The 20,120-nt window shown below is 65.0% G+C and carries 24 protein-coding genes and 1 tRNA gene; 10 read left to right on the forward strand and 15 right to left on the reverse strand.

Annotation, left to right across the window (positions count from 1 at the left end; translation table 11 throughout):
- Window positions 1-21: 21 nt before the first annotated feature.
- Complete coding sequence (locus Q9246_RS19160; RefSeq protein WP_306392300.1) at window positions 22-462, reverse strand: FKBP-type peptidyl-prolyl cis-trans isomerase; 441 nt, start codon at window positions 460-462, stop codon at window positions 22-24.
- A gap of 176 nt (window positions 463-638) precedes the next feature.
- Window positions 639-2,516, reverse strand: a complete 1,878-nt coding sequence (locus tag Q9246_RS19165) for a potassium transporter Kup (protein WP_306392301.1) — start codon at window positions 2,514-2,516, stop codon at window positions 639-641.
- Between the two features lie 169 nt (window positions 2,517-2,685).
- On the opposite strand from Q9246_RS19165, the gene rarD reads away from it, so the two are divergent.
- From rarD to Q9246_RS19180, 3 genes are all read left to right on the forward strand, one after another.
- The gene (rarD, locus tag Q9246_RS19170; protein ID WP_306392302.1) at window positions 2,686-3,567 is read left to right on the forward strand and encodes an EamA family transporter RarD; all 882 of its coding nucleotides are present in this window, start codon (window positions 2,686-2,688) and stop codon (window positions 3,565-3,567) included.
- A gap of 107 nt (window positions 3,568-3,674) precedes the next feature.
- The gene (ettA, locus tag Q9246_RS19175; protein WP_306392303.1) at window positions 3,675-5,342 is read left to right on the forward strand and encodes an energy-dependent translational throttle protein EttA; all 1,668 of its coding nucleotides are present in this window, start codon (window positions 3,675-3,677) and stop codon (window positions 5,340-5,342) included.
- A 180-nt stretch (window positions 5,343-5,522) separates the two neighbouring features.
- Window positions 5,523-6,056 (forward strand): REP-associated tyrosine transposase, encoded by a 534-nt coding sequence (locus tag Q9246_RS19180; RefSeq protein ID WP_306392304.1) that lies wholly within the window; start codon window positions 5,523-5,525, stop codon window positions 6,054-6,056.
- Window positions 6,057-6,112: 56 nt separating this feature from the next.
- On the opposite strand, the gene Q9246_RS19185 is transcribed toward Q9246_RS19180, so the two are convergent.
- A complete protein-coding gene (locus Q9246_RS19185) occupies window positions 6,113-6,685 on the reverse strand; it encodes a porin family protein (RefSeq protein WP_306392305.1) in 573 nt (190 codons plus the stop codon).
- Window positions 6,686-6,861: 176 nt separating this feature from the next.
- Window positions 6,862-7,458: an alpha-ketoglutarate-dependent dioxygenase AlkB family protein gene (locus tag Q9246_RS19190; RefSeq protein WP_306392306.1), complete on the reverse strand. Its 597-nt coding sequence runs from the start codon at window positions 7,456-7,458 to the stop codon at window positions 6,862-6,864.
- 65 nt (window positions 7,459-7,523) lie between these two features.
- On the opposite strand from Q9246_RS19190, the gene Q9246_RS19195 reads away from it, so the two are divergent.
- Window positions 7,524-8,102, forward strand: coding sequence for a putative pterin-binding protein (locus tag Q9246_RS19195; protein WP_306392307.1), 579 nt, complete (start codon window positions 7,524-7,526; stop codon window positions 8,100-8,102).
- A 4-nt stretch (window positions 8,103-8,106) separates the two neighbouring features.
- Here the strand turns inward: Q9246_RS19195 and Q9246_RS19200 are convergent, their stop codons facing one another.
- The 7 genes from Q9246_RS19200 to Q9246_RS19230 all read right to left on the reverse strand — a co-directional run bounded on the left by Q9246_RS19200 (window position 8,107) and on the right by Q9246_RS19230 (window position 13,277).
- Window positions 8,107-8,469: a hypothetical protein gene (locus tag Q9246_RS19200; protein ID WP_306392308.1), complete on the reverse strand. Its 363-nt coding sequence runs from the start codon at window positions 8,467-8,469 to the stop codon at window positions 8,107-8,109.
- A gap of 124 nt (window positions 8,470-8,593) precedes the next feature.
- Window positions 8,594-8,971, reverse strand: a complete 378-nt coding sequence (locus Q9246_RS19205; RefSeq protein ID WP_306392309.1) for an MAPEG family protein — start codon at window positions 8,969-8,971, stop codon at window positions 8,594-8,596.
- Window positions 8,972-8,986: 15 nt separating this feature from the next.
- Window positions 8,987-9,817 carry a Rossmann-like and DUF2520 domain-containing protein gene (locus Q9246_RS19210; RefSeq protein WP_306392310.1) on the reverse strand — a complete coding sequence of 277 codons (831 nt, stop codon included), beginning with the start codon at window positions 9,815-9,817 and terminating at the stop codon, window positions 8,987-8,989.
- Window positions 9,818-10,396 (reverse strand): DUF924 family protein, encoded by a 579-nt coding sequence (locus Q9246_RS19215; RefSeq protein WP_306392311.1) that lies wholly within the window; start codon window positions 10,394-10,396, stop codon window positions 9,818-9,820.
- Window positions 10,397-10,437: 41 nt separating this feature from the next.
- On the reverse strand, window positions 10,438-11,181 hold the full coding sequence (locus Q9246_RS19220) for an MgtC/SapB family protein (RefSeq protein WP_306392312.1): 744 nt from the start codon (window positions 11,179-11,181) through the stop codon (window positions 10,438-10,440).
- Between the two features lie 16 nt (window positions 11,182-11,197).
- Window positions 11,198-11,458, reverse strand: a complete 261-nt coding sequence (locus Q9246_RS19225; protein WP_306392313.1) for a hypothetical protein — start codon at window positions 11,456-11,458, stop codon at window positions 11,198-11,200.
- A gap of 1 nt (window position 11,459) precedes the next feature.
- Complete coding sequence (locus Q9246_RS19230) at window positions 11,460-13,277, reverse strand: aminopeptidase P family protein (protein WP_306392314.1); 1,818 nt, start codon at window positions 13,275-13,277, stop codon at window positions 11,460-11,462.
- A gap of 129 nt (window positions 13,278-13,406) precedes the next feature.
- On the opposite strand from Q9246_RS19230, the gene Q9246_RS19235 reads away from it, so the two are divergent.
- Window positions 13,407-13,991 carry a hypoxanthine-guanine phosphoribosyltransferase gene (locus Q9246_RS19235; protein ID WP_306392315.1) on the forward strand — a complete coding sequence of 195 codons (585 nt, stop codon included), beginning with the start codon at window positions 13,407-13,409 and terminating at the stop codon, window positions 13,989-13,991.
- Between the two features lie 3 nt (window positions 13,992-13,994).
- Here Q9246_RS19235 and Q9246_RS19240 read toward each other — a convergent pair whose 3' ends face one another.
- The 3 genes from Q9246_RS19240 to Q9246_RS19250 all read right to left on the reverse strand — a co-directional run bounded on the left by Q9246_RS19240 (window position 13,995) and on the right by Q9246_RS19250 (window position 16,138).
- Entirely contained in the window at window positions 13,995-14,948 is a 954-nt protein-coding gene (locus tag Q9246_RS19240; RefSeq protein ID WP_306398228.1) for an NAD(P)H-dependent flavin oxidoreductase, read from the reverse strand.
- Between the two features lie 74 nt (window positions 14,949-15,022).
- Window positions 15,023-15,934 carry an MBL fold metallo-hydrolase gene (locus tag Q9246_RS19245; protein WP_306392316.1) on the reverse strand — a complete coding sequence of 304 codons (912 nt, stop codon included), beginning with the start codon at window positions 15,932-15,934 and terminating at the stop codon, window positions 15,023-15,025.
- A 9-nt stretch (window positions 15,935-15,943) separates the two neighbouring features.
- A complete protein-coding gene (locus tag Q9246_RS19250) occupies window positions 15,944-16,138 on the reverse strand; it encodes a DUF1289 domain-containing protein (protein ID WP_422802333.1) in 195 nt (64 codons plus the stop codon).
- Between the two features lie 140 nt (window positions 16,139-16,278).
- Here Q9246_RS19250 and Q9246_RS19255 point away from each other — a divergent pair, with 140 nt between their 5' ends.
- Both Q9246_RS19255 and Q9246_RS19260 read left to right on the forward strand, forming a co-directional pair.
- Window positions 16,279-16,761, forward strand: a complete 483-nt coding sequence (locus Q9246_RS19255) for a hypothetical protein (RefSeq protein ID WP_306392318.1) — start codon at window positions 16,279-16,281, stop codon at window positions 16,759-16,761.
- 101 nt (window positions 16,762-16,862) lie between these two features.
- Complete coding sequence (locus Q9246_RS19260) at window positions 16,863-17,891, forward strand: extracellular catalytic domain type 1 short-chain-length polyhydroxyalkanoate depolymerase (RefSeq protein WP_306392319.1); 1,029 nt, start codon at window positions 16,863-16,865, stop codon at window positions 17,889-17,891.
- Between the two features lie 4 nt (window positions 17,892-17,895).
- Here the strand turns inward: Q9246_RS19260 and Q9246_RS19265 are convergent, their stop codons facing one another.
- Window positions 17,896-18,114 carry a cysteine-rich CWC family protein gene (locus tag Q9246_RS19265; RefSeq protein ID WP_306392320.1) on the reverse strand — a complete coding sequence of 73 codons (219 nt, stop codon included), beginning with the start codon at window positions 18,112-18,114 and terminating at the stop codon, window positions 17,896-17,898.
- Window positions 18,115-18,208: 94 nt separating this feature from the next.
- On the opposite strand from Q9246_RS19265, the gene argB reads away from it, so the two are divergent.
- The 3 genes from argB to Q9246_RS19280 all read left to right on the forward strand — a co-directional run bounded on the left by argB (window position 18,209) and on the right by Q9246_RS19280 (window position 20,115).
- A complete protein-coding gene (gene argB, locus Q9246_RS19270) occupies window positions 18,209-19,138 on the forward strand; it encodes an acetylglutamate kinase (protein WP_005664009.1) in 930 nt (309 codons plus the stop codon).
- Window positions 19,139-19,178: 40 nt separating this feature from the next.
- Window positions 19,179-19,253: transfer RNA gene (locus Q9246_RS19275), tRNA-Thr, on the forward strand.
- Between the two features lie 103 nt (window positions 19,254-19,356).
- The gene (locus Q9246_RS19280; protein WP_306392321.1) at window positions 19,357-20,115 is read left to right on the forward strand and encodes a pyrimidine 5'-nucleotidase; all 759 of its coding nucleotides are present in this window, start codon (window positions 19,357-19,359) and stop codon (window positions 20,113-20,115) included.
- The last annotated feature ends 5 nt before the right edge of the window (window positions 20,116-20,120 follow it).

The raw sequence follows: 20,120 nt of genomic DNA on the forward strand, positions 1-20,120 counted from the left end.
CGGCGCCTGGCCGGCGCCTGCTTATTCGACCTTGGTCAACACGATCTCGAACACCAGGCCCGAGTTCCCTGGAATCGGACCCCAGCCCGACGCACCGTAGCCGAGGTTGGACGGGATCAGGACGGTGCGCTTGCCGCCGACCTTCATGCCGGTGACGCCCTGGTCGAAGCCGGGGATGACGCCGCCGCCGCCGACGACGAACGGATTCAGGTTGCCCGACTCCATTTGCCGGCCCTTGAAGTTGGCTGCCTTGTCGTCGTACAGCCACAGCGTGTACTGGGTCGTGACACGCTTGCCCTTGACCGCCTCGGCGCCGGTGCCGACCGTATCGTCCTTGAACGTCAGCGTGGCTGGGCTGCTCACGACTGGCTTGTTGTCGTTGTCGTCGCTGCCGCCGCCGCCGCAGGCGGTCAGGGCGAGCATGGCGGCAAAGGCCGCGATCAGGGGGAACTTCAGCTTCATGGGGGTCCTTGACTGGGAAAGGCAAACAAAGTTGGTGCAACGAAGCTTCGTACCTTATCGAATCAGTGCCATGAAACTGTCCGTAATTTGTCTAATAATTGTAGTTTAGCAATGTGGGGCAAAAGCGGGATTGACGTTTTCGCACAACACTCTACCCCGCCCGCTGCCAATGCGGCTCAGATTTCGATCTGCGTCCCCAGTTCGATCACCCGGTTGCTGCGGATCTGGTAATAGTCGGCCGCGCTGCGCGCATTGCGCGACATCGCCACGTACAGGTGCTCGCGCCACGGCGCCATGCCGCCGCCCGGGCCCGAGATCACGGTCTGGCGCGCGATGAAGAACGAGGTTTCCATCATCTCGAACGCCAGCCCGAGCGCGCCGCAGCGTTCGAGGATGTCCGGGATATCGGCCTCGTCCTTGAAGCCGTAGTGGATGTTGAGCTGGTAGCAGTTGTGGCCCAGGTCGACGATGTCGATCTGTTCCTCGGGCGCCACCCACGGTTCCTCGCGCATGTGCACGGTCAGGAACACGACCCGCTCGTGCAGCACCTTGTTGTGCGACAGGTTGTGCAGCATCGCGTGCGGCACGCCGTCGCTTTCGCCGCGCAGGAAGATCGCCGTGCCCGGCACCCGGGTCGGCGGCGCCACGAACAGCGATTCCATGAAGGCTTCCAGCGGGATGGCGTGCTTCTGCAGGTTCTCGAACACCAGTCCGCGGCCGCGGCGCCAGGTCAGCATCAGGGTCAGCAGCACGCCGCCCATCAGCAGCGGGAACCAGCCGCCGTGGAACAGCTTGGTGGTGGTGGCCGAGAACAGCATGACGTCGATCGCCAGGAAGCAGCCGGTCGCGCCCAGGCACACCCACAGCGGCAGGCGCCAGCGGTAGCGGGTGACGAAGAAGGTCAGGATGGTGGTCATCATCATGGTCGCGGTGACCGCGATGCCATAGGCGCCGGCCAGCTCGTCCGACGAGCCGAAGCCGATCACGGCGACCAGCACCACGGCCAGTTGCAGCCAGTTGACGGCCGGGATATAGATCTGGCCGATCTCGCTTTCCGAAGTGTGCAGGATGCGCATGCGCGGCAGCAGGCCGAGCGCGATCGCCTGCTTGGTCATCGAATACGTGCCGCTGATGGTGGCCTGCGAGGCGATCACCGCCGCCATGGTCGACAGGATCACCAGCGGGATCACGCTCCAGGTGCCGAGCTGGTGGTAGAACGGGTTTTCCACCGCGCCCGGATCGGCGATCAGGAGGCCGCCCTGGCCCAGGTAGTTCAGCGTCAGCGCCGGATAGGCGATCAGGAACCAGGCCATGCGGATCGGCTTGGCGCCGAAGTGGCCCATGTCGGCGTACAGCGCCTCGGCGCCGGTGATCGCCAGCACCACCGCGCCCAGCGCGATAAAGGCCAGCAATTTATTGTCCACCATGAAGTGCGCCGCATGCCAGGGATTGAGGGCGTTCAATATCTCCGGCGACTGGACGATGTTGACGATGCCCATCGCGGCCAGGGCCAGGAACCACACCAGCATCACGGGGCCGAAGAAGCGGCCGATGCCGGCCGTGCCATGGCGCTGCACGCTGTACAGGGCCACCAGCACCACCACCGCCAGCGGCACCACATAGTGCGACATGCCGGGCGCCGCCACCTCGAGCCCCTCGATCGCGCCGAGCACCGAGATCGCCGGCGTGATCACGCTGTCGCCATAGAACATGGTGGCGCCGATGACGCCGATGGCCAGCAACGGGAAGCTCCAGCGCGATTGGCGCGCCACCGAGGTGGTGGCCAGCGCCATCAGGGCCATGATGCCGCCTTCGCCGCGGTTGTGCGCCCGCAGCACCAGGGTCACGTACTTGAGCGAGACGATGACCGTCAGCGCCCAGAAGATCAGGGAGATGACGCCGAGGATATTGGGGGCATTCAGGGGCAGGCCGTGGGTGTCGTCGAACACCGCGCGCAGCGTGTACAGGGGGCTGGTGCCGATGTCGCCGTAGACGATGCCGACCGCGGCCAGGGTGAGGGCGGCCAGGCTGCTTTTCTTGCTGTCTGATGTCAAGATGTCACCATCGCTTTTGTATTGGTGCGGCGCACCATAAAATAGTGGCGCGAAAAAAGCAAGAATATTTCGTGGTGCATCATACACCCGTGCAAAAAGGGGCCGGCGCCAGCAGTCGCGAACGGTTTCAGGGATAATGACACCTTAGCAATCCACTCCCCTTCCCCCCATGCGTTCCGGCATCATCTACGCGGCCCTGGCCTTTCTCTGCTGGGGGCTGTTCCCCATCTATTTCCATGCCCTGGGCGACGTGCCGCCGATGCAGATCCTGGCGCACCGGATGCTGTGGTCGCTCGGCTTCCTGCTGGTCGTGCTGCTGCTCCGGCGCCAGTGGAAATGGCTCAATGTCGTGCGCCAGCCGCGCGTGTTCCTCAGCTTCGTGCTGTCGGCCCTGCTGCTCAGCGCCAACTGGCTGGTCTATATCTGGTCGGTCACCAACCACCACGTGATCGAGGCCAGCCTCGGCTATTTCATCAATCCGCTGGTCAATATCATGCTTGGCTACCTGATCCTGAAGGAACGCCTGCGCACCGTCCAGTGGGTGGCGATCGCGATCGCGGCGCTGGGCGTGGGCTGGCTGACCTGGCAGACCGGCACGGTGCCCTGGATCGCCCTGTTCCTGGCGTTCTCGTTCGGCAGCTATGGCCTGCTGCGCAAGACCGCGGCGCTGGGCGCGCTCGAGGGCCTGTCGTTCGAGACCATCGTGCTGTTTCCGCTGGCTGCCGCCTACGTCATCTGGCTGACCCTGCAGGGCCAGAACGTGTTCATCAACACCGATTCCGACACCACGCGCGTGCTGCTGGTGATGGCCGGCCCGCTCACCGCGATCCCGCTGCTGCTGTTCGCCAGCGGTGCGCGCCGGATTCCGCTGTCGATTCTGGGCTTGCTGCAATACCTGTCGCCGACCCTGCAATTCCTGCTCGGCGTATGGCTGTTCAAGGAAGCGTTTACCGCCGATCGCCTGGTCGGCTTCGTGCTGATCTGGAGTGCGCTGGTGCTGTTCGCCGGCGAAGGCCTGCTGCGTCGGCCGCAGCCAGCAGCCAAGGCCTGATCCGGCGCAGCCCATACGGGATTTCACCGGCCCCGGCCAAGAAATCCCGTGTCGGGCGCGGGGTTCTGGCGTATCCTGTGCTCCTTGAACAACACCAGAGTCAAAGCATGGCCAATTACGTCTATACCATGAACCGCGTGGGCAAGATCGTCCCACCGAAACGTCAAATCCTCAAGGACATCTCGCTGTCCTTCTTCCCCGGCGCCAAGATCGGCGTGCTGGGCCTGAACGGCTCGGGCAAGTCGACCCTGCTCAAGATCATGGCCGGCATCGACACCGACATCCAGGGCGAAGCGCGCCCGATGCCGGGCCTGAACATCGGCTACCTGCCGCAGGAACCGCAGCTCGACCCCGAAAAAACCGTGCGCCAAGAGGTGGAATCCGGCCTCGGCGAAGCCTTCGAGGCGCAAGCCAAGCTGGAAGCGGTGTACGCCGCCTATGCCGACGAAGACGCCGACTTCGACGCCCTGGCCAAGGAGCAGGAGCGCCTGGAATCGATCATCGCCGCGGCCGATGGCGGCAACCTGAACCTGCAGATGGAAATGGCCGCCGACGCGCTGCGCCTGCCGCCGTGGGACCAGAAGATCGGCGTGCTGTCGGGCGGCGAGAAGCGCCGCGTGGCGTTGTGCAAGCTGCTGCTGTCGAAACCCGACATGCTGCTGCTCGACGAACCGACCAACCACCTGGATGCCGAATCGGTCGAGTGGCTCGAACAATTCCTGCTGCGCTTCCCGGGCACCGTGGTCGGCATCACCCACGACCGCTACTTCCTCGACAACGCCGCCGAATGGATCCTGGAACTGGACCGCGGCCATGGCATCCCATGGAAGGGCAATTACTCGTCGTGGCTGGACCAGAAGCAGGCGCGCCTGAAGCAGGAAGAATCGACCGAATCGGCGCGCCAGAAGGCCCTGCAGAAAGAACTCGAATGGTCGCGCCAGAATCCGAAGGCGCGCCAGGCCAAGTCGAAAGCCCGCCTGGCCCGCTTCAACGAGCTGAGCGAGTACGAATACCAGAAGCGCAACGAGACGCAAGAGATCTTCATCCCCGTGGCCGAGCGCCTGGGCAATGAAGTCATCGAATTCAAGAACGTCTCGAAAGCCTTCGGCGACCGCCTGCTGATCGACAACCTGTCGTTCACCGTGCCGCCAGGCGCCATCGTCGGCATCATCGGCCCCAACGGCGCCGGTAAATCGACGCTGTTCAAGATGATCGCCGGCAAAGAACAGCCGGACAGCGGCGAAGTCGCGATCGGCAAGACCGCCAAGGTGTCGCTGGTGGACCAGAGCCGCGACGAACTGGCCAATAACAAGACCGTGTTCGAAGACGTCTCGGGCGGCGCCGACATGCTCAGCGTCGGCCGCTTCGAGATGCCGTCGCGCGCCTATCTGGGCCGCTTCAACTTCAAGGGTTCCGACCAGCAGAAAGTCGTGGGCAACCTGTCAGGCGGCGAACGCGGCCGTCTGCACCTGGCCAAGACCCTGCTGCAAGGCGGCAATGTCCTGCTGCTGGACGAACCGTCGAACGACCTGGACGTGGAAACCCTGCGCGCGCTGGAAGACGCGCTGCTCGAGTTCGCCGGCAGCGTGATGGTGATCTCGCACGATCGCTGGTTCCTGGACCGTATCGCCACCCACATCCTGGCCTTCGAAGGCGATTCGCAAGTCACCTTCTTCGACGGTAATTATCAGGAATACGAAGCCGACAAGAAGAAACGCCTGGGCGAAGAAGGCGCCAAGCCGAAGCGCATTCGTTATAAGCCGCTGACGACCTGACAAGGTTGATGGACAGGACGCAAGTGCCTGTTTCGTAAGGAAAGCCTGCCATTCGGCAGGCTTTTTTATTAGCGGAAACGGAACGCGGTCGGCACGTAAAATGTGTAAAACTTTCGGAAATAAGGACTCTCGGAAGCTCGTCGACCGCAGCCGCATGGCGTGCGCGGTGCCGGCCAGACCATGCTCAATTACCGCGATAACCGCGTCCCGGGCGGGACGTTCTTTTTCACGGTGCGCCTGCTCGATCGCGGCAGCACCTTGCTGACAGAACATATCTCCACATTCGGCGAAGCGATGCGGCTGGCGCGCGCGCGCCGTCCCTTCCACGTCGATGCATGGACGGTGCTGCCGGATCACGCCCATGCGATCTGGACCCTGCCGCCGGGCGACCACGATTGCTCGAGCCGCTGGCGCGCGGTCAAGATTGCGTTTTCCAAGGCCTTGCGCAAGACCGGCCGGCCAGAGGTCGACGATGGCGCCGTCTGGGAGCGGCACTACCGCCACTACCGGGTCGGCCCGGACGACGATTACGCCGCCCTGGTCGACTACGTCCACACCGACGCCGTGCGCCATGGCCACTGCCTCGAGGCGCGCGACTGGCCCTGGTCGTCGCTGCACCGCTTCATCTCGGCCGGCCACGCGGCGCCGGCGCCGTCGATCATCGTGCCGCCGTGGGTGAATCGGCCGCAGGGCCAGGTATTGGCACGTTTATAAATCGACAAGCAAAAAAAAGGCCCCGCAGGGCCTTTTTCGTTCATGCAACGTCCGGCTTAGAACGAGTACTTCGCGCCGATCGTCAGTGCATTCGGACGCACGCCGAAATCACGGGTGCCGCCGAAGCGCTCGTATTCGGCGATCACGGCCACGTCCTGGTTGATGTTGTACTGCACGCCCAGGGCGCCGTAGGCATTGTTGTCGCTGTCGCGGCGGTTCAGCGATGCATTGACCGCCGACAGTTCGTTCACGTCATGCGACACGCCCAGCTTGGCGTAGCCGACCAGCTTCTCGGTCAGCGGCGAGCTGAACTTGGCAGCAACATAGGTCGAACGGCCATCGACCTGGCCGCTGGCGTTCACCGGGCCCAGCGTGTAATAGATGTCGGCGCTGCGGTAGTCGGTGTGACCGACTTCGACCGCCCAGTTCGGGGTGAACTCGTAGCCGCCGAACAGCTTGGCCGACGCCTTGATGGTGTCGATGTCTGCGCTGGTAGCGCCCGGGACACGGGCTTCATAGTCGGTCGCCACGGCGCCGGCGCCAACGTAGGCGCGCGGGGTGAATTCTTGTGCCTGGACAGCCGAGACAGCGGCGGTGGTAGCGAGCAGTGCAACGATCAGCTTTTTCATCTCAAATCCTCTTCTTGTTCATCTGGCTCGCGATTCCCAACGAATCGCGATGTGACCAGATTAGCACTAGCGAAAGAGCAAGTCCGTGGCGATTCCGTAAGAACTGTAAGCAAGTGTAACTTACTGACCGGCCGGTTATTAATATTTCCGCGTGGATCGAAGAGGTTGCCGCGAGTTTAAACGATTTTCCTGAAAGTTAGGTTGACGCGTGCTTGTAATGCGCGTGTAATCTTATTGATGCCATGCAACCAATATTTCTGGGTTTCACCCGACATCAATAACAAACTGCCATCGGTCAGTTCGAGCCGCACCGTCTTCTTGTTGTGTTTATGTTTCAGGATGAAGGTGCGGGAGGCGCCAAAACTCAGCGAGGCGATGGCCGGTTGCGACCCCAGTTCCGGCTCGTCGTCGCTGTGCATGCCCATGCTGTCGCGCTCGTTGCGGTAGAGATTGAGCAGGACGCTGTTGAAGCTGTGCCCGGTTGCCGCTTCCACCGCCGCGTGCAGGGTGGCGAGCAAGGGCGTGAACGGCGCCGGTTGAAGGCGCAGGCCGGAATAGGTATACGCGGCATCGCCATACCAGGCGCTCAGGCGCGGCTGCAGGTGGCGCTTGCCGTACACCATCACCGTCTCTTCGCGCCAGTCGGTTTCGTCCAGCAGGCGCGCCATGACCTCGGCATTGGTCCAGGGCAGCGGCAGTTGGGGCATCCACGCGAGGTGGCCGTCTTCGAAGGGAATGGGAATCAGCGCAGCGTCTGCGGTAAACAAATCCATGGGCAATATCATCAGGAATATTCACGGCTATGATGGTGAACTTTCCACCACCACTGCATTCTCGCATGGACAAACGCCATTTCCTGGGCGCCGCAGCACTGGCAGGCGCGGCGCCCGCCTTCGCCAGCCGCCCCGCGGATCAGGCCAAAGGGCCTGTCTTGCTGACCATCACCGGCGCGATCGCGCGCAGCAACCGCGGCGCCCTCGATCCGGCGCTCGACCAGATGATGGCCAAGCACAAGCTGGCGTTCGAACGAGGGTACACCCTGGATTTCGCGGTCCTGGCCGCCCTGCCCGCGCGCACCATCCGCCCGACCCTGGAATACGACGGCAAGCCGCACACCCTGCGCGGACCGCTGCTGGCCGAGGTGCTGGCCCAGGCCGGCGCCAGGCCGCGCGATGCGGCGAAGGTCGTACTGCGGGCGGTCGACTGCTATGCCGCCGTGCTGGAGATGCGGCAGGTGCGGGCGTGGAACTTCATCGTCGCCACCCACCTGGACGGCAAGCCGATCCCGCTGGGCGGGCTGGGGCCGCTATGGGCCGTGTACGACGCCGACCGGGTGCCGGAAATGGCGGCCCTGCCGGTGGCGCAGCGCTTCGGCGCCTGCCCCTGGGCCCTGTATCACATGGAAGTGATGGGGTGAAAGATCAGGCGTAGGCTTCCGCCAGGCTCATCACGCGCGGCGCCACCTTGATGCCGACGTTGCCGAACAGGGCATCGATGGCGGCCAGGTTGGCGCTGCATTCTTCCGCCTTCCAGCCCTTGAACATATCGGTGCCGTCCTTCTGGAAATGCAGGTCGAGCACCTTGCCCTTGTCGCGGTGCGTGTAGTTCTGCTGGTGGATGTTCTGGAAACCCAGTTCGGCCAGGCCGGCAAGCACGGTGTGCGGCGGGTTTTCCGGGTCGGTGGCCAGAAACACGCCGAAGGTCTTGCCCGGCGGCTTGGCCGCGACGTCGACTTCATAGATCCCGGGCGCCTTGGTTACACTCGTGCTCTTCAGAAACAACATATTTGTTCTCCTGGGGCGCGCCAGTGACCTGCAGGACAGGACGCGCAATGCTTATTGGTTGGTCAGTACTCAAGCATATTTCCATACGGGAACTTTGTCGATCTTTGTCTGCGCTTTGTTCGTTTTATCGCATCAGAAGGCCAAAAACTGTGGCGCCGATTAACGCGGCGCAAGCCAGCATGCCTAAAATGAAACCTGCTTCGCGCTTGGCCGGATCCCGGTAATAGCCCAGCGCATACAGGATGCGGCCCAGGCACCACAGCAGGCCGCCGGCGGCCGCCCACACATCGCCCAGGAAGTTAGCGCACAGCCACAGCGGCACCAGCACCAGCGGCAGCATTTCCAGCGTGTTCATCTGGACGCGATGGGCGCGCTGGAATGCCTCGGGCCCATCCATCGAGGGCGCCGGCACCTTGTAGCGCACGCGGGCATAGCCGGCCACGCCCCAGGTCCAGAAATACACACCGAGGATGGCCAGCGTGGCCCAGGCAGTGAAGAACATGATTTTCCCGATTGTTCAGTGTTGGTCGCGCTTGCGCCGGGCCAGGTCGGCCGTCAACGGCAGCAGCGCCTCGTACAGTTTGCCGGTCGCCGGATCCCAGTCCATCAGGGCCGCCTGCTGGCGCGCCACGGTCGCATGGTCGCCACGCGCCACCGGCCCGCTCAGGGCCGCCGCCGGACCGAGCCGGAAGACATTCGCCATCGCCTCGCCGGCCAGCGGACGCGCCAGTTCGCGCGCCACTTCTTCCGGCACGCCTGCCGCCTGGTAAGCGCGCAGGGCCGCGTCGAGCACCGTGACCAGGTAATTCGACGCGAACACCGCCGCCGCATGGTAAACCGTCTTGGCCGTGGCATCGATCGTCACCAGGCGCGCGCCGATCGCCTCGAAGGCCGGCGCGACCAGCGCCAGCGCGCCCGCATCGCCCTCGATCCCGCAGAAGGTGCCCGAAAAGTCGCGCGCCACGGCGTCGGGATCGGCGAAACTGCGGATCGGATGCACGCTGGCCACCAGCGCGCCCTGCGCCGCGGCGGCCTGCAATTCGCCTGACGCCTTGGCGCCGCTGCAGTGGAACACCAGCGCGCCACGCAGGTCGTGCGCCTGCGCCAGCGCCGCGCACACTGGCGCGATCTGGTCGTCGTTCACGGCCAGCAGCCAGGCCTGCGCCGGCCGCAGCGCCGCGACGTCGACGCAGGCGCGGCCGGCGCCGATGAAGTCGACCGCGGCCCGCGCACTGTCATGCGACCGGGTCAGCACGTCCTGCACCACGAACGCGCCGCTATCGGAGAACAGGCGGCCCAGCACGCGGCCGACGTGGCCGGCGCCGACCAGGTTCAGGGTGGGCGCCACTCAGAATCCCGAGCCGGGTTTGTCCAGGTATTCCTGTTCTTCGGACGTCGAGGCACGGCCCAGGATCGGATTGCGGTGCGGGAAGCGGCCGAAACGCGCGATCACGCCGCGGTGGCGGTGCGCATAGTCGAGCTGTTCGTTGAATCCCTCATGGCTGGCGGCCAGGTCGGTGAACAGCTCGACCGACTGCTCCTGCATGCGCGCATCCTCGGCATGCTCGAACGGCATGTAGACGAAGACGCGCTCGAGCGGGCTCAAGTCCAGGTGCGCGCCGGACTCCACCAGCTGGCGCGCGGCGCCCAGCGCCAGCGGGTCGCCGGCGAAGGAGTCGGGCGTGCCGCGATGGGCATTGCGGGTGAACTGGTCGAGCACGAGGATGCGCGCCAGCACGCCGCGCGGGCCCTGCTCGTCCCATTCGCGCAGGCCGCCGGCGATCGCGTGCTGGATTGCCGCGCCGAAGCGTTCGCGGATGGCGGCATCGAAGGCGTCGTCCTTGCGGAACCATTCGGCGCGCTGCTTGCCGTGGCCTGCACTTGACGCGGGCAGGAACCAGAAATCGAGAACTTCTTGTGCGTCCATTGGAAAACCCCGTGTTGGAATTGTAGTGTGGTGCAGCGAATTCAGTTACGCGCGTGCGACAGCTGGAACGAGTCGACGCCGTCGAAGGCCGCCAGCTCGCGCGCCAGCTCCGACAGCGGCGCGCCGGTCTTGCGCGACAGCGCCAGCGCCACGAAGCGCCATTCCTGGCGGCCTTCGTCGCTGCTGATGGTCAGCGAGCTGCCGGCGATCTCGTAGCCGCGCTCGAGCGCGATCTTGCGGATCGCATCCTCGCGCGGCAGGAAATCGAGCTTGAAGCGCATCCGCACCGCCACCGCGTGGCGCGACGGCAGGAAGGTCTCCAGCCGGTTCAGGTAGATCATGATCATCGCCGACAAAAAGGCGAGGCCCATCGCGGCGAGATAGAAGCCGATGCCGATCAGGATGCCGATCGCCGACGAGGCCCAGATCGAGGCCGCCGTCGTCAGGCCGCTGATGTTGAAGCCGTCGCGCATGATGACGCCGGCGCCCAGGAAACCGACGCCGGTGACCACGCCCTGGATGATGCGGGTCGGATCGATCGGCGCCAGCAGGCCCGCGTGGCCGCCGTACCAGAAGTCGGGATAGCCGGCCAGGATGGTCAGCCCGGCCGAGGCCATGCACACCAGGCCATAGGTGCGCATGCCGGCCGCGCGCCCGTGATAGGCGCGCTCGTAGCCGACCAGCAGGCCGAGCAGCAAGGCCCCGACCAGGTGCAACAGGATCAGGCCATTGGTGAACAGCTCGTTCTTCGACCAGTAGGCCGCGAACAGGTTAATTTCGGTCATGCGCGTCAGTAGGGACTCAGGGCTTCTTCTTGACCAGCTGCTTCTCGAAGGCCAGGTCGTTCTTGCTGATGCGCGGCTGTTCCTGCGGGCCCAGTCCCTTGACGAAGGCAACGAAGTCGTCCAGCTCCATCGGCGCGCACAATGGCGGGCTGCCGGGCGCTTCGGACAGGTAGAAATGGCCGTCGCCGGTGCGCGCCATCGAGTACAGGTTGTTCCCGGTGCGCTGCTTCAGGCGTTCGACGGCGGTGCTGGCGCGGGTGGAGCGTGAGCTGGCCATATCAGATCGCCTCCGTGCGCAGCATCAGCCATTCGAAGGCCGGACCTTCGACGTGCGGCGTCAGGCGCGCGCGCACGGTGGCGTGATAGTCGTTCAGCCAGGCGATTTCATCCGGCCGCAGCAGCGATCGATCGAGGCAGCGGGTATCGATCGGGCACAGGGTCAGCGTTTCGAAGCCGAGGTACTCGCCGAACTCCGACGTCTCGACATGCTGGTTCAGCACCAGGTTCTCGATGCGGATGCCCCAGCGGCCCGGGCGATAGATGCCCGGCTCGATCGAGGTGATCATGCCCGGCTCCATGGCCGTATGCGGCTCCGGCGGCACCGCCGGCGAAATCGTCTGCGGCCCTTCGTGCACGTTCAGGAAGTAGCCGACGCCGTGGCCGGTGCCGTGGCCATAGTCGATGCCGGCGGCCCAGATCGGGGCGCGCGCGATCGCGTCCAGCATCGGCGCGCGGGTGCCGCGCGGGAAGCGCGTGGCCGACAGGTTGATCAGGCCCTTGAGCACCAGCGTGTAGTCGCGCATCTGCGCGCTGCTTGCCGTGCCGACCGGGATCACGCGCGTGATGTCGGTGGTGCCGCCCAGGTACTGGCCGCCCGAGTCGATCAGCAGCAGGCCGTCGCCTTCGATGACGGCGCAGCTCGCGCTCTCGGCGCGGTAGTGCATGATCGCGCCATTGCTGTTGAAGCCGGCGATGGTCGAGAAGCTGGCGCTGACGAAATTCGGGCGGCGCGCGCGGGCTGCCGTGATGCGGGTGTCGATGTCCACTTCGTTGAGCGGCGCGCGGTTCGCATCAAGCAGCAGCGGCTCGAGCGCGGCGAAGAATTCGCACAGCGCCGCGCCATCCTGCTCCATCGCGGCGCGCACGTTCACGGCCTCGCTTTCCAGCTTGCGCGACTTGGCGAAGGTGGTCGGGTTGATCGCCTCGACCACGTTCACGCCCTGGGCCACGCTGGCGCGCATGCCGGCGGTGACGCGGCGCGGGTCGAGCAGCAGGGTGGCGCCGTCAGGCAGCGACTCCAGCGCATGCACCGCGTTGGCATAGGGCGCCAGGTGCACGTCGTCGGCTTCGAGGCGGGCGCGCACGTCGTCCGGCACCTTGCCCTCGCCCACGAACAGCGTCGCGTCGCCGCGGCCGATCAAGGCGTGGGCCAGGAAGACCGGGTTGAAGCTGACGTCGGCGCCGCGCAGGTTGAACAGGTAGGCGATGTCGTCCAGCGTCGAGATGAAGTGGAAGCCGGCGCCATGCGCCTCCATCGCGGCGCGCGTGGCGTGCAGCTTGTCGGCGCGGCTGGCGGTGGCGTAAGGCGGCAGGTGTTCGAATACCGGATCGACCGGCAGCGACGGCCGCTCGCTCCAGACTTCGTCGAGCAGGTCGATATCGGTGCGCAGGGTGATGCCCCTGGCGGCCAGCGCATCGCCCAGCAGGCGGGCGCCGGCCAGGCCCAGCACGCGCGCATCGACGGCGGCGGTCTGGCCGGCGGCCAGGTTGGCGGCCAGCCAGTCGACGTGCAGCTGGCTGGCGGCGCCCGGGATTTTCATGAGCGCGATGTCGGAGCCGGCCAGCTCGGTCTCGGCCTGCGTGAAGTAGCGGCCATCGGTCCAGACGCCGGCGAAATCGGCGGTGGCGATGAAGGTGCCGACCGAGCCGGTGAAGCCGGACAGCCATTCACGGCCCTTCCAGTGGCCGGGCAGGTATTCGGACAGATGGGGATCGCTCGACGGCACGATGCAGGCGTCGATGCCGTGGCGCGCCATGGCGGCGCGCAGTTGCGCGAGGCGGCCTGCACGTGCGGCCTGGAATTCGTGTTGAGACATGGCTGGATGCGTCGGTTTTGTTTTCCAAGCTGCGTATCATACGCCGCAATCCGCTCGAGCGGCCAACGGGAACGCATGCCTCTCAAGGATGACGCATAATGGTCCGGCACTCAACTGACTGTGAAGACCATGCACGAATTCCACCACGAGCGCGCGCAAGCGCTATTGGCGAACGCCACCCAGATCGTCGAACCCATCGAAGTCAATGCCGCCGTGCGGCGCGTCGCCGATGCCCTCAATGCCCGCTTCGGCGCGGACGGCGCCGCCGAATTCCCGCTGGTGCTGGGCGTGATGGGCGGCGCGGTCGTGTTCACCGGCACGCTGCTGCCGCAACTGGCCTTCCCGCTCGACTTCGACTATATCCACGTCAGCCGCTATGGCGACGACGACCGCGGCGGCGAGATCGTGTGGAAGGTGATCCCGCGCCAGAACGTGGCCGGCCGCATCATCGTGGTGGTGGACGACATCCTGGACGAAGGCGAGACGCTGGCCCATGTAAAGCAGCGCCTGCTCGACATGGGCGCGGCCGAGGTGATCGTCGCCGTGTTCGCCGACAAGGACCTGGGCCGCGCCAAGCCGATCCAGGCCGACCTGGTCGGGCTGACCTTGCCGAACAAGTTCGTGGTCGGCTTCGGGATGGACGTGTATGGCTACTGGCGCAACCTGCCGGGGTTGTGGACGATCAGGCCAGAGGATTTGAAGCCGGCCGAATAAGCCTTACAGGGCCAGCCTTGCACGCGCGGCGTCATACTCGCGCTTGAGCCGCGCGACCATCTCGGCCACCGTCGGCACGTCGTCCATCAGGCCCACGCCCTGGCCCGCGCCCCAGATGTCGCGCCAGGCCTTGGCCGCGCCCGAACCGAAGCTCATCTTGCTCTTATCCGATTCCGGCAGGTTGTCCGGATCCAGCCCGGCCGCCACGATCGACTTCTTGAGGTAGTTGCCGTGCACGCCGGTGAACAGGTTGGTGTACACCACGTCGGCCGCGCTCGACTCGACGATCGCCTCGCGGTAGCCGTCGCTGACGTTCGCCTCTTGCGTGGCCAGCCAGCGCGAGCCGATATACGCAAAGTCCGCCCCCATCGCCTGCGCCGCCAGGATCGCGTCGCCGGTGGCGATCGATCCGGACAGCGCGATCGGTCCCTTGAACATCTTGCGCACCTCGCCGACCAGCGCGAACGGCGACAGCGCGCCCGCATGGCCGCCGGCGCCGGCCGCCACCAGGATCAGGCCATCCACGCCGGCCTCCAGCGCCTTTTCGGCGTGGCGGATCGAGACCACGTCGTGCAGCACGATGCCGCCGTACGAATGCACGGCATCCATCATCTCGCGCGGCGGCGCGCGCAATGACGAGATGATGATCGGCACCTGGTGCCGGACGCAGACCTCGACGTCGTGCGCCAGCCGGTCGTTCGATTGATGGACGATCTGGTTGACCGCGATCGGGCCGACTTTCGCGCCCGGATTGGCTGCCGCGTACTCGCCCAGTTCACGCTGCAGGTCGGTCAGCCAGGTATCGAGCAGCTCGGCCGGGCGGGCGTTCAGGGCCGGGAAGGAACCGACGATGCCGGCCTTGCACTGGGCCGCCACCAGGGCGGGACCGCTGGCGATGAACATCGGCGAAGCGATCACGGGAAGGGACAGGTCTTGCAGCACGGCGGGCAGCGTCATGGGCAGGCTCTCGGTAAATGGTTGGTGGATCATTATAGCGCCGAAAAAAGAACGGTCGTGCTAGATTTCTTCCTCTAAAGATCGAGCAAGTGCTCTCCCACGATGCGCGCGGCGCCGGCGCGCACCAGCGCATCGGCGGCCCACGCTGCCAATGCATCGGCCTCCAGGCCCAGCACATGCGTGCGAACCCGTTCGACCAGCGGGATGGAACCCAGCAGGCCCGGCAGGCTGGCCAGCGCAATCGTCCCACGCTCGAGCAACAGGAATTTGAGCAGCACCTTGACCGCATTGCGCGCATTGCGGCTCGGGTCGGCCGCCAGGTAATCGAGGCGTCCCCTGGCGCGCCTTAAAGCGGCCCCGACGTCGCCGAACACCGGCCCATGGCCGGGAATCACCACGCGCGGCGCCAGGCTTGCGATCAGGTCGAGCGTGGCGCCGACCTCTTCGAAGCCGGGCTCGCCGGCCAGTTCGGGGAAGATGACGCCGAAGCCGTCCTGCCATAGCGCATCGCCCGACACCAGCACGCCTTCTTCCGCACAAAACATGAGCAGCGCATGCGGATCGTGGCCGGGCGCCGCCAGCACCTGCCAGCGCAGGCCGCCCAGCAGCAGCACATCGCCCGGCGCCAGCACGCCATCGAAGCCGAAGCACGGGCATTGCTGGCCGGTGGCGCGAAAGCTCAGCGCGTCTTCGTCCCAGCGCGCGACCTTGTCCGCATCAAAGGCGGGAATCGCGGTATGACAGGCATAAGCCGCCTGCAGGGCCGCGTTGCCGCCGCAGTGGTCGGAGTGCAGATGGGTATTGAGCAGGCGGTCGAGCGGCCTGCCTGCCAGCAGGTGGCGCAGCAGCGCCAGCGTCTGAGGCGCATGGGTGACGTAGCCGCTATCGATCAGGGCGGTGCCGTCGGGCCCGCTCAAGAAGACGTTATTCGACGACAGCCAATTGCGCTCGAGCACGTGAATCGATGGTGGCAAGCGCAAGTCCATTGGCGTCTCTCAGTCGCCGAACAGTGCCGCTTCACGGCGCCGGATCTCGGTCCAGATCGTGCGCTTCTCGTCGTCGCTCGCATTGCGCCAGGCGCGGATTTCGTCGATCGTGCGCATGCAGCCTTCGCACAAACCGGTGGCGGGCACCATCTTGCAGATATTGATGCAGGGAGAAGGGACGGGAGTCTGGAGTTCTGGAGCCATTACCTGAAGCCTGGAGGACATGTATGCCGGAGGCGGCATTATCGCGTGTTCGGCAATCCCGCGCCGTTTTTGCTTGCGAGTCACTTATACTCGTCAATACGCATTGCCTGTGGAGCAGTGCCATTTTGTATGAGGTGAGCATGAAGACGATCCGATTCTTTCTCTTGACGACCCTGCTGGGGCTGTCCGCCACTGCTTCGAGCCAGGTGCTGTCGCCCGACGGCTACGGCAAGGTCGTGTTCGGCCAGCGGCTCGACCAGGTCGAACGCAAGCTGGGCCAGCGCGCCACGCCGCGCCCGGCCGATCCGGCCTGCTCGATGGTCGGCTTCAAGCGTTATCCACAGGTGCGCTTCATGGTCGAACAAGGCGTGATCACGCGCGCCGACGCCAAGGGCGTGGTGCGCAACAGCGCCGGCATCACGGCGCGCATGTCGGCCAAGGAGGCCCTGCGCCACGCACCGGCCATGCGCAGCGAATTGCACAAATACGACAAGAACGGCGAATACCTGGTGTTGCCGAAGGGCGCAGACAAGGCCCTGATCTTCGAGGCCAGCAAGGGCAAGATCACGCGCATGCGCGCCGGCATCAAGCCGGCCGTCGAATATGTGGAAACCTGCGGCTGACAATCTCTGATAAATACCTTGGCAACAGCCGTTCGGCAACGTTTGACAGGTTGGTGTAAGCTCGGGGCGTGAAATTGGTGCAGTGCACAAAAAGGACCGCCATGAAACTCGACCGACTATTGCTGAAACAGCTACGCGCCGCCACCCGCTCCCTGTGGCGCGCGGGGCCGGCCGCGCCCGGCGTCGCCGTGCAACAGGCCATGAAGAACGCGGCCGCCATGCAGCGCGCGGCCCAGCGCCAGATGCGCGACTTCACCCCTCCCCCTCCGGCCGCGCCGACGCCGCGCGAACGCGTGCCCGGCAGCTTCGTCGACGGCTACCACGTCAACGCCGCCGGCCGCCGCGAGTACAAGCTGTATGTGCCCGCCAGCTATACCGGCGCAGCGGCGCCGCTGCTGGTGATGCTGCACGGCTGCACCCAGGACCCGGAAGATTTTGCCAACGGCACCCAGATGAACGCGCTGGCCGAGGAAATCGGCTGCCTGGTGCTGTACCCGGCGCAGAGCCAGGGCGCGAACGCCTCGCGCTGCTGGAACTGGTTCAATGCGGTCGACCAGCGCCGCGACGAAGGCGAACCGTCGATCATCGCCGGCATGACGCAGGCGATCATGGCCAGCCATGCGGTCGACCCGGGCCAGGTGTATGTGGCCGGCCTGTCCGCCGGCGGTGCGATGGCGACCATCATGGGCACGCTGTACCCTGACCTGTATGCGGCGGTCGGCGTGCATTCCGGCCTGCCGTTTGCCTCGGCCGACGATTTGCCGTCGGCGCTGGCGGCGATGAAGGGCGATTTCCGGCGCGGCCAACCCGCCGGCCAACCGTTGCCGATCATCGTGTTCCACGGCGACCGCGACACCACCGTGCATCCCGCCAATGGCGAGGAACTGGTCGCGCAGGGCGCGCGCCACCTGACGGGCGCGGGCACGGCCGAGCCGGGCCGGGTGCCGGACGGCCACGCCTATACGCGCACCCTGTACCCCGCCGCGGACGGCACGCTGCAGGCGGAACACTGGCTGGTGCATGGCGCCGGCCACGCCTGGTTCGGCGGCAATGCGCGCGGCAGCTATACGGACGGCAAAGGGCCGGATGCCAGCCGCGAGATGATGCGCTTCTTTCGCACGCGGCGCTGAGATGTCAGCCCGGCGCCGGCGCGGATGGCACAGGCTGCGCCGCGATGTGGGCGCGCAGGCAGGCGGGACACCAGCAACCGACCGCCTCCTGCGGCACTGCGACCGCCGGCGGCAAGGCCGTGCACCAGCACGGTTGATCGCTGCCATCGGTCATCGCGCAGCCAAATTCGGCGCCGCAGCGCGTACAAATACTCATAGCTGATAAAGTACCGATTGCTGCCATAAAATACAACAGGACGCCGCCCTTTCCCCACAAGGTTTACGCTGTTTTTACGTCATTGCCTGTAAAATCTCGCGACATTTATTTCGGACCCTCCATGAACGCTCAAGTGACCAGCCTCAAGACCGACGACCAACCTGACGACTTGACCGCCGTTTCGACGGCCTTGAAAGCGCAGATCCTCGCGGAGGCACTGCCGTACATCCGCAATTTCCACGGCAAGACCATCGTCATCAAGTACGGTGGCAATGCCATGACCGACGAACGCCTGAAACACGGCTTCGCGCGCGACGTCATCCTGCTCAAGCTGGTGGGCATGAACCCGGTTGTGGTCCATGGCGGCGGCCCGCAGATCGACAATGCGCTGAAGAAAATCGGCAAGCAGGGCACCTTCGTGCAAGGCATGCGCATCACCGACGAAGAAACCATGGAAGTGGTGGAGTGGGTGCTGGGCGGCGAAGTCCAGCAGGACATCGTGATGCTGATCAACCACTACGGTGGCCAGGCGGTCGGCCTGACCGGCAAGGACGGCGGCCTGATCCGCGCACGCCGCATGGCGATGCCCGACAAGGAAAAACCGGGCGAGTTCCTCGACATCGGTTTCGTGGGCGAGATCGAGGCGATCAACCCGGCCGTCGTGAAGGCGCTGCAGGACGATGCCTTCATCCCGATCATCTCGCCGATCGGTTTCGGCCAGGACGGCCAGGCCTACAACATCAATGCCGACGTCGTCGCCGGCAAGATCGCGGAAATCCTGAAAGCCGAGAAGCTGATCATGATGACCAATATCGCTGGTGTGCAAGATAAGGCGGGTAATCTGGTGACCGACCTGTCGGCGCGCGAGATCGACGAGATGTTCGCGGACGGCACGATTTCGGGCGGCATGCTGCCGAAGATCTCGTCGGCGCTGGACGCGGCGAAGTCGGGCGTGAATACGGTCCACATCATCGATGGCCGCATCGAGCACTCTTTACTGCTTGAAGTCTTGACCGAACAGGCTTTTGGCACTATGATCCGGTCTCACTAAATTTTTTGTGGCGGCAATAGTCGCCATAAGAAATAAAGATGCCCTTGTAGCTCAGTGGTAGAGCACTCCCTTGGTAAGGGAGAGGCCACGTGTTCAATCCACGTCAAGGGCACCATTCTTCTTCCTGCAGCACCCTCCCCTCTATTTTTTCCCGCTCCATGACGATGTCATGCGCCGCTGGCATAATCGCGTTCTGCACCTACTGCGATTGATTTCCTGTGTCCCATTCTTCGTTACAAGCCCCGGTCTGGCTGTTCGACCTCGATAACACCCTGCACGACGCCTCGCACGCGATCTTCCCTGCGATCAGCGCCAATATGAACACGTATATCGCGCGCGTGCTGAGCGTGGACGGCGTGCCCGCCACGCAGGAAGCGGTCGATGCCGCGCGCCTGGGTTACTGGAAGCGCTACGGCGCCACCCTTCTCGGCATGATGCGCCACCATCAGGTGTGTTCCAAGGACTTCCTGCACCAGACCCACGACATCGGCCCGCTGGACGCCCTGCTGCGCGCCGAACGCGGCCTGGCCCGCCTGCTGCGCCGCCTGCCGGGCCGCAAGATCTTGCTGACCAATGCACCGAACAGCTATTCGACCGAGATCGTGCGCCGCCTGAAGCTGCACAACCATTTTTCGCACCACGTCGCGATCGAGCACATGCATGTGCATGGACAGTTGCGCCCGAAACCGTCGAAGCTGATGCTGCGCCGTTTGCTGCGCAGGCACGGCATCGCGGCCCAGCGCTGCATCCTGGTCGAGGACACGCTGGCCAACCTGCGCACCGCGCGCCAGCTCGGCCTGCGCACCGTCTGGGTCACCCAATATCTTCGTCACAATGCGCGAATGAGCGATCCGATTGGAAAAGCACCCCTGCCGAGGACCCTGAAATGCCCCGGTTACGTCAATGTCAAAGTAAAATCCGTGCGGCAACTTCCGACGCGGCTCTCCGGGCTGCGCCGCTCCAATAACAACACCTAGGGATC

Origin of the sequence: Telluria beijingensis, from assembly GCF_030770395.1 — a bacterium.
GTDB classification, from domain to species: Bacteria; Pseudomonadota; Gammaproteobacteria; order Burkholderiales; family Burkholderiaceae_D; genus Telluria; species Telluria beijingensis.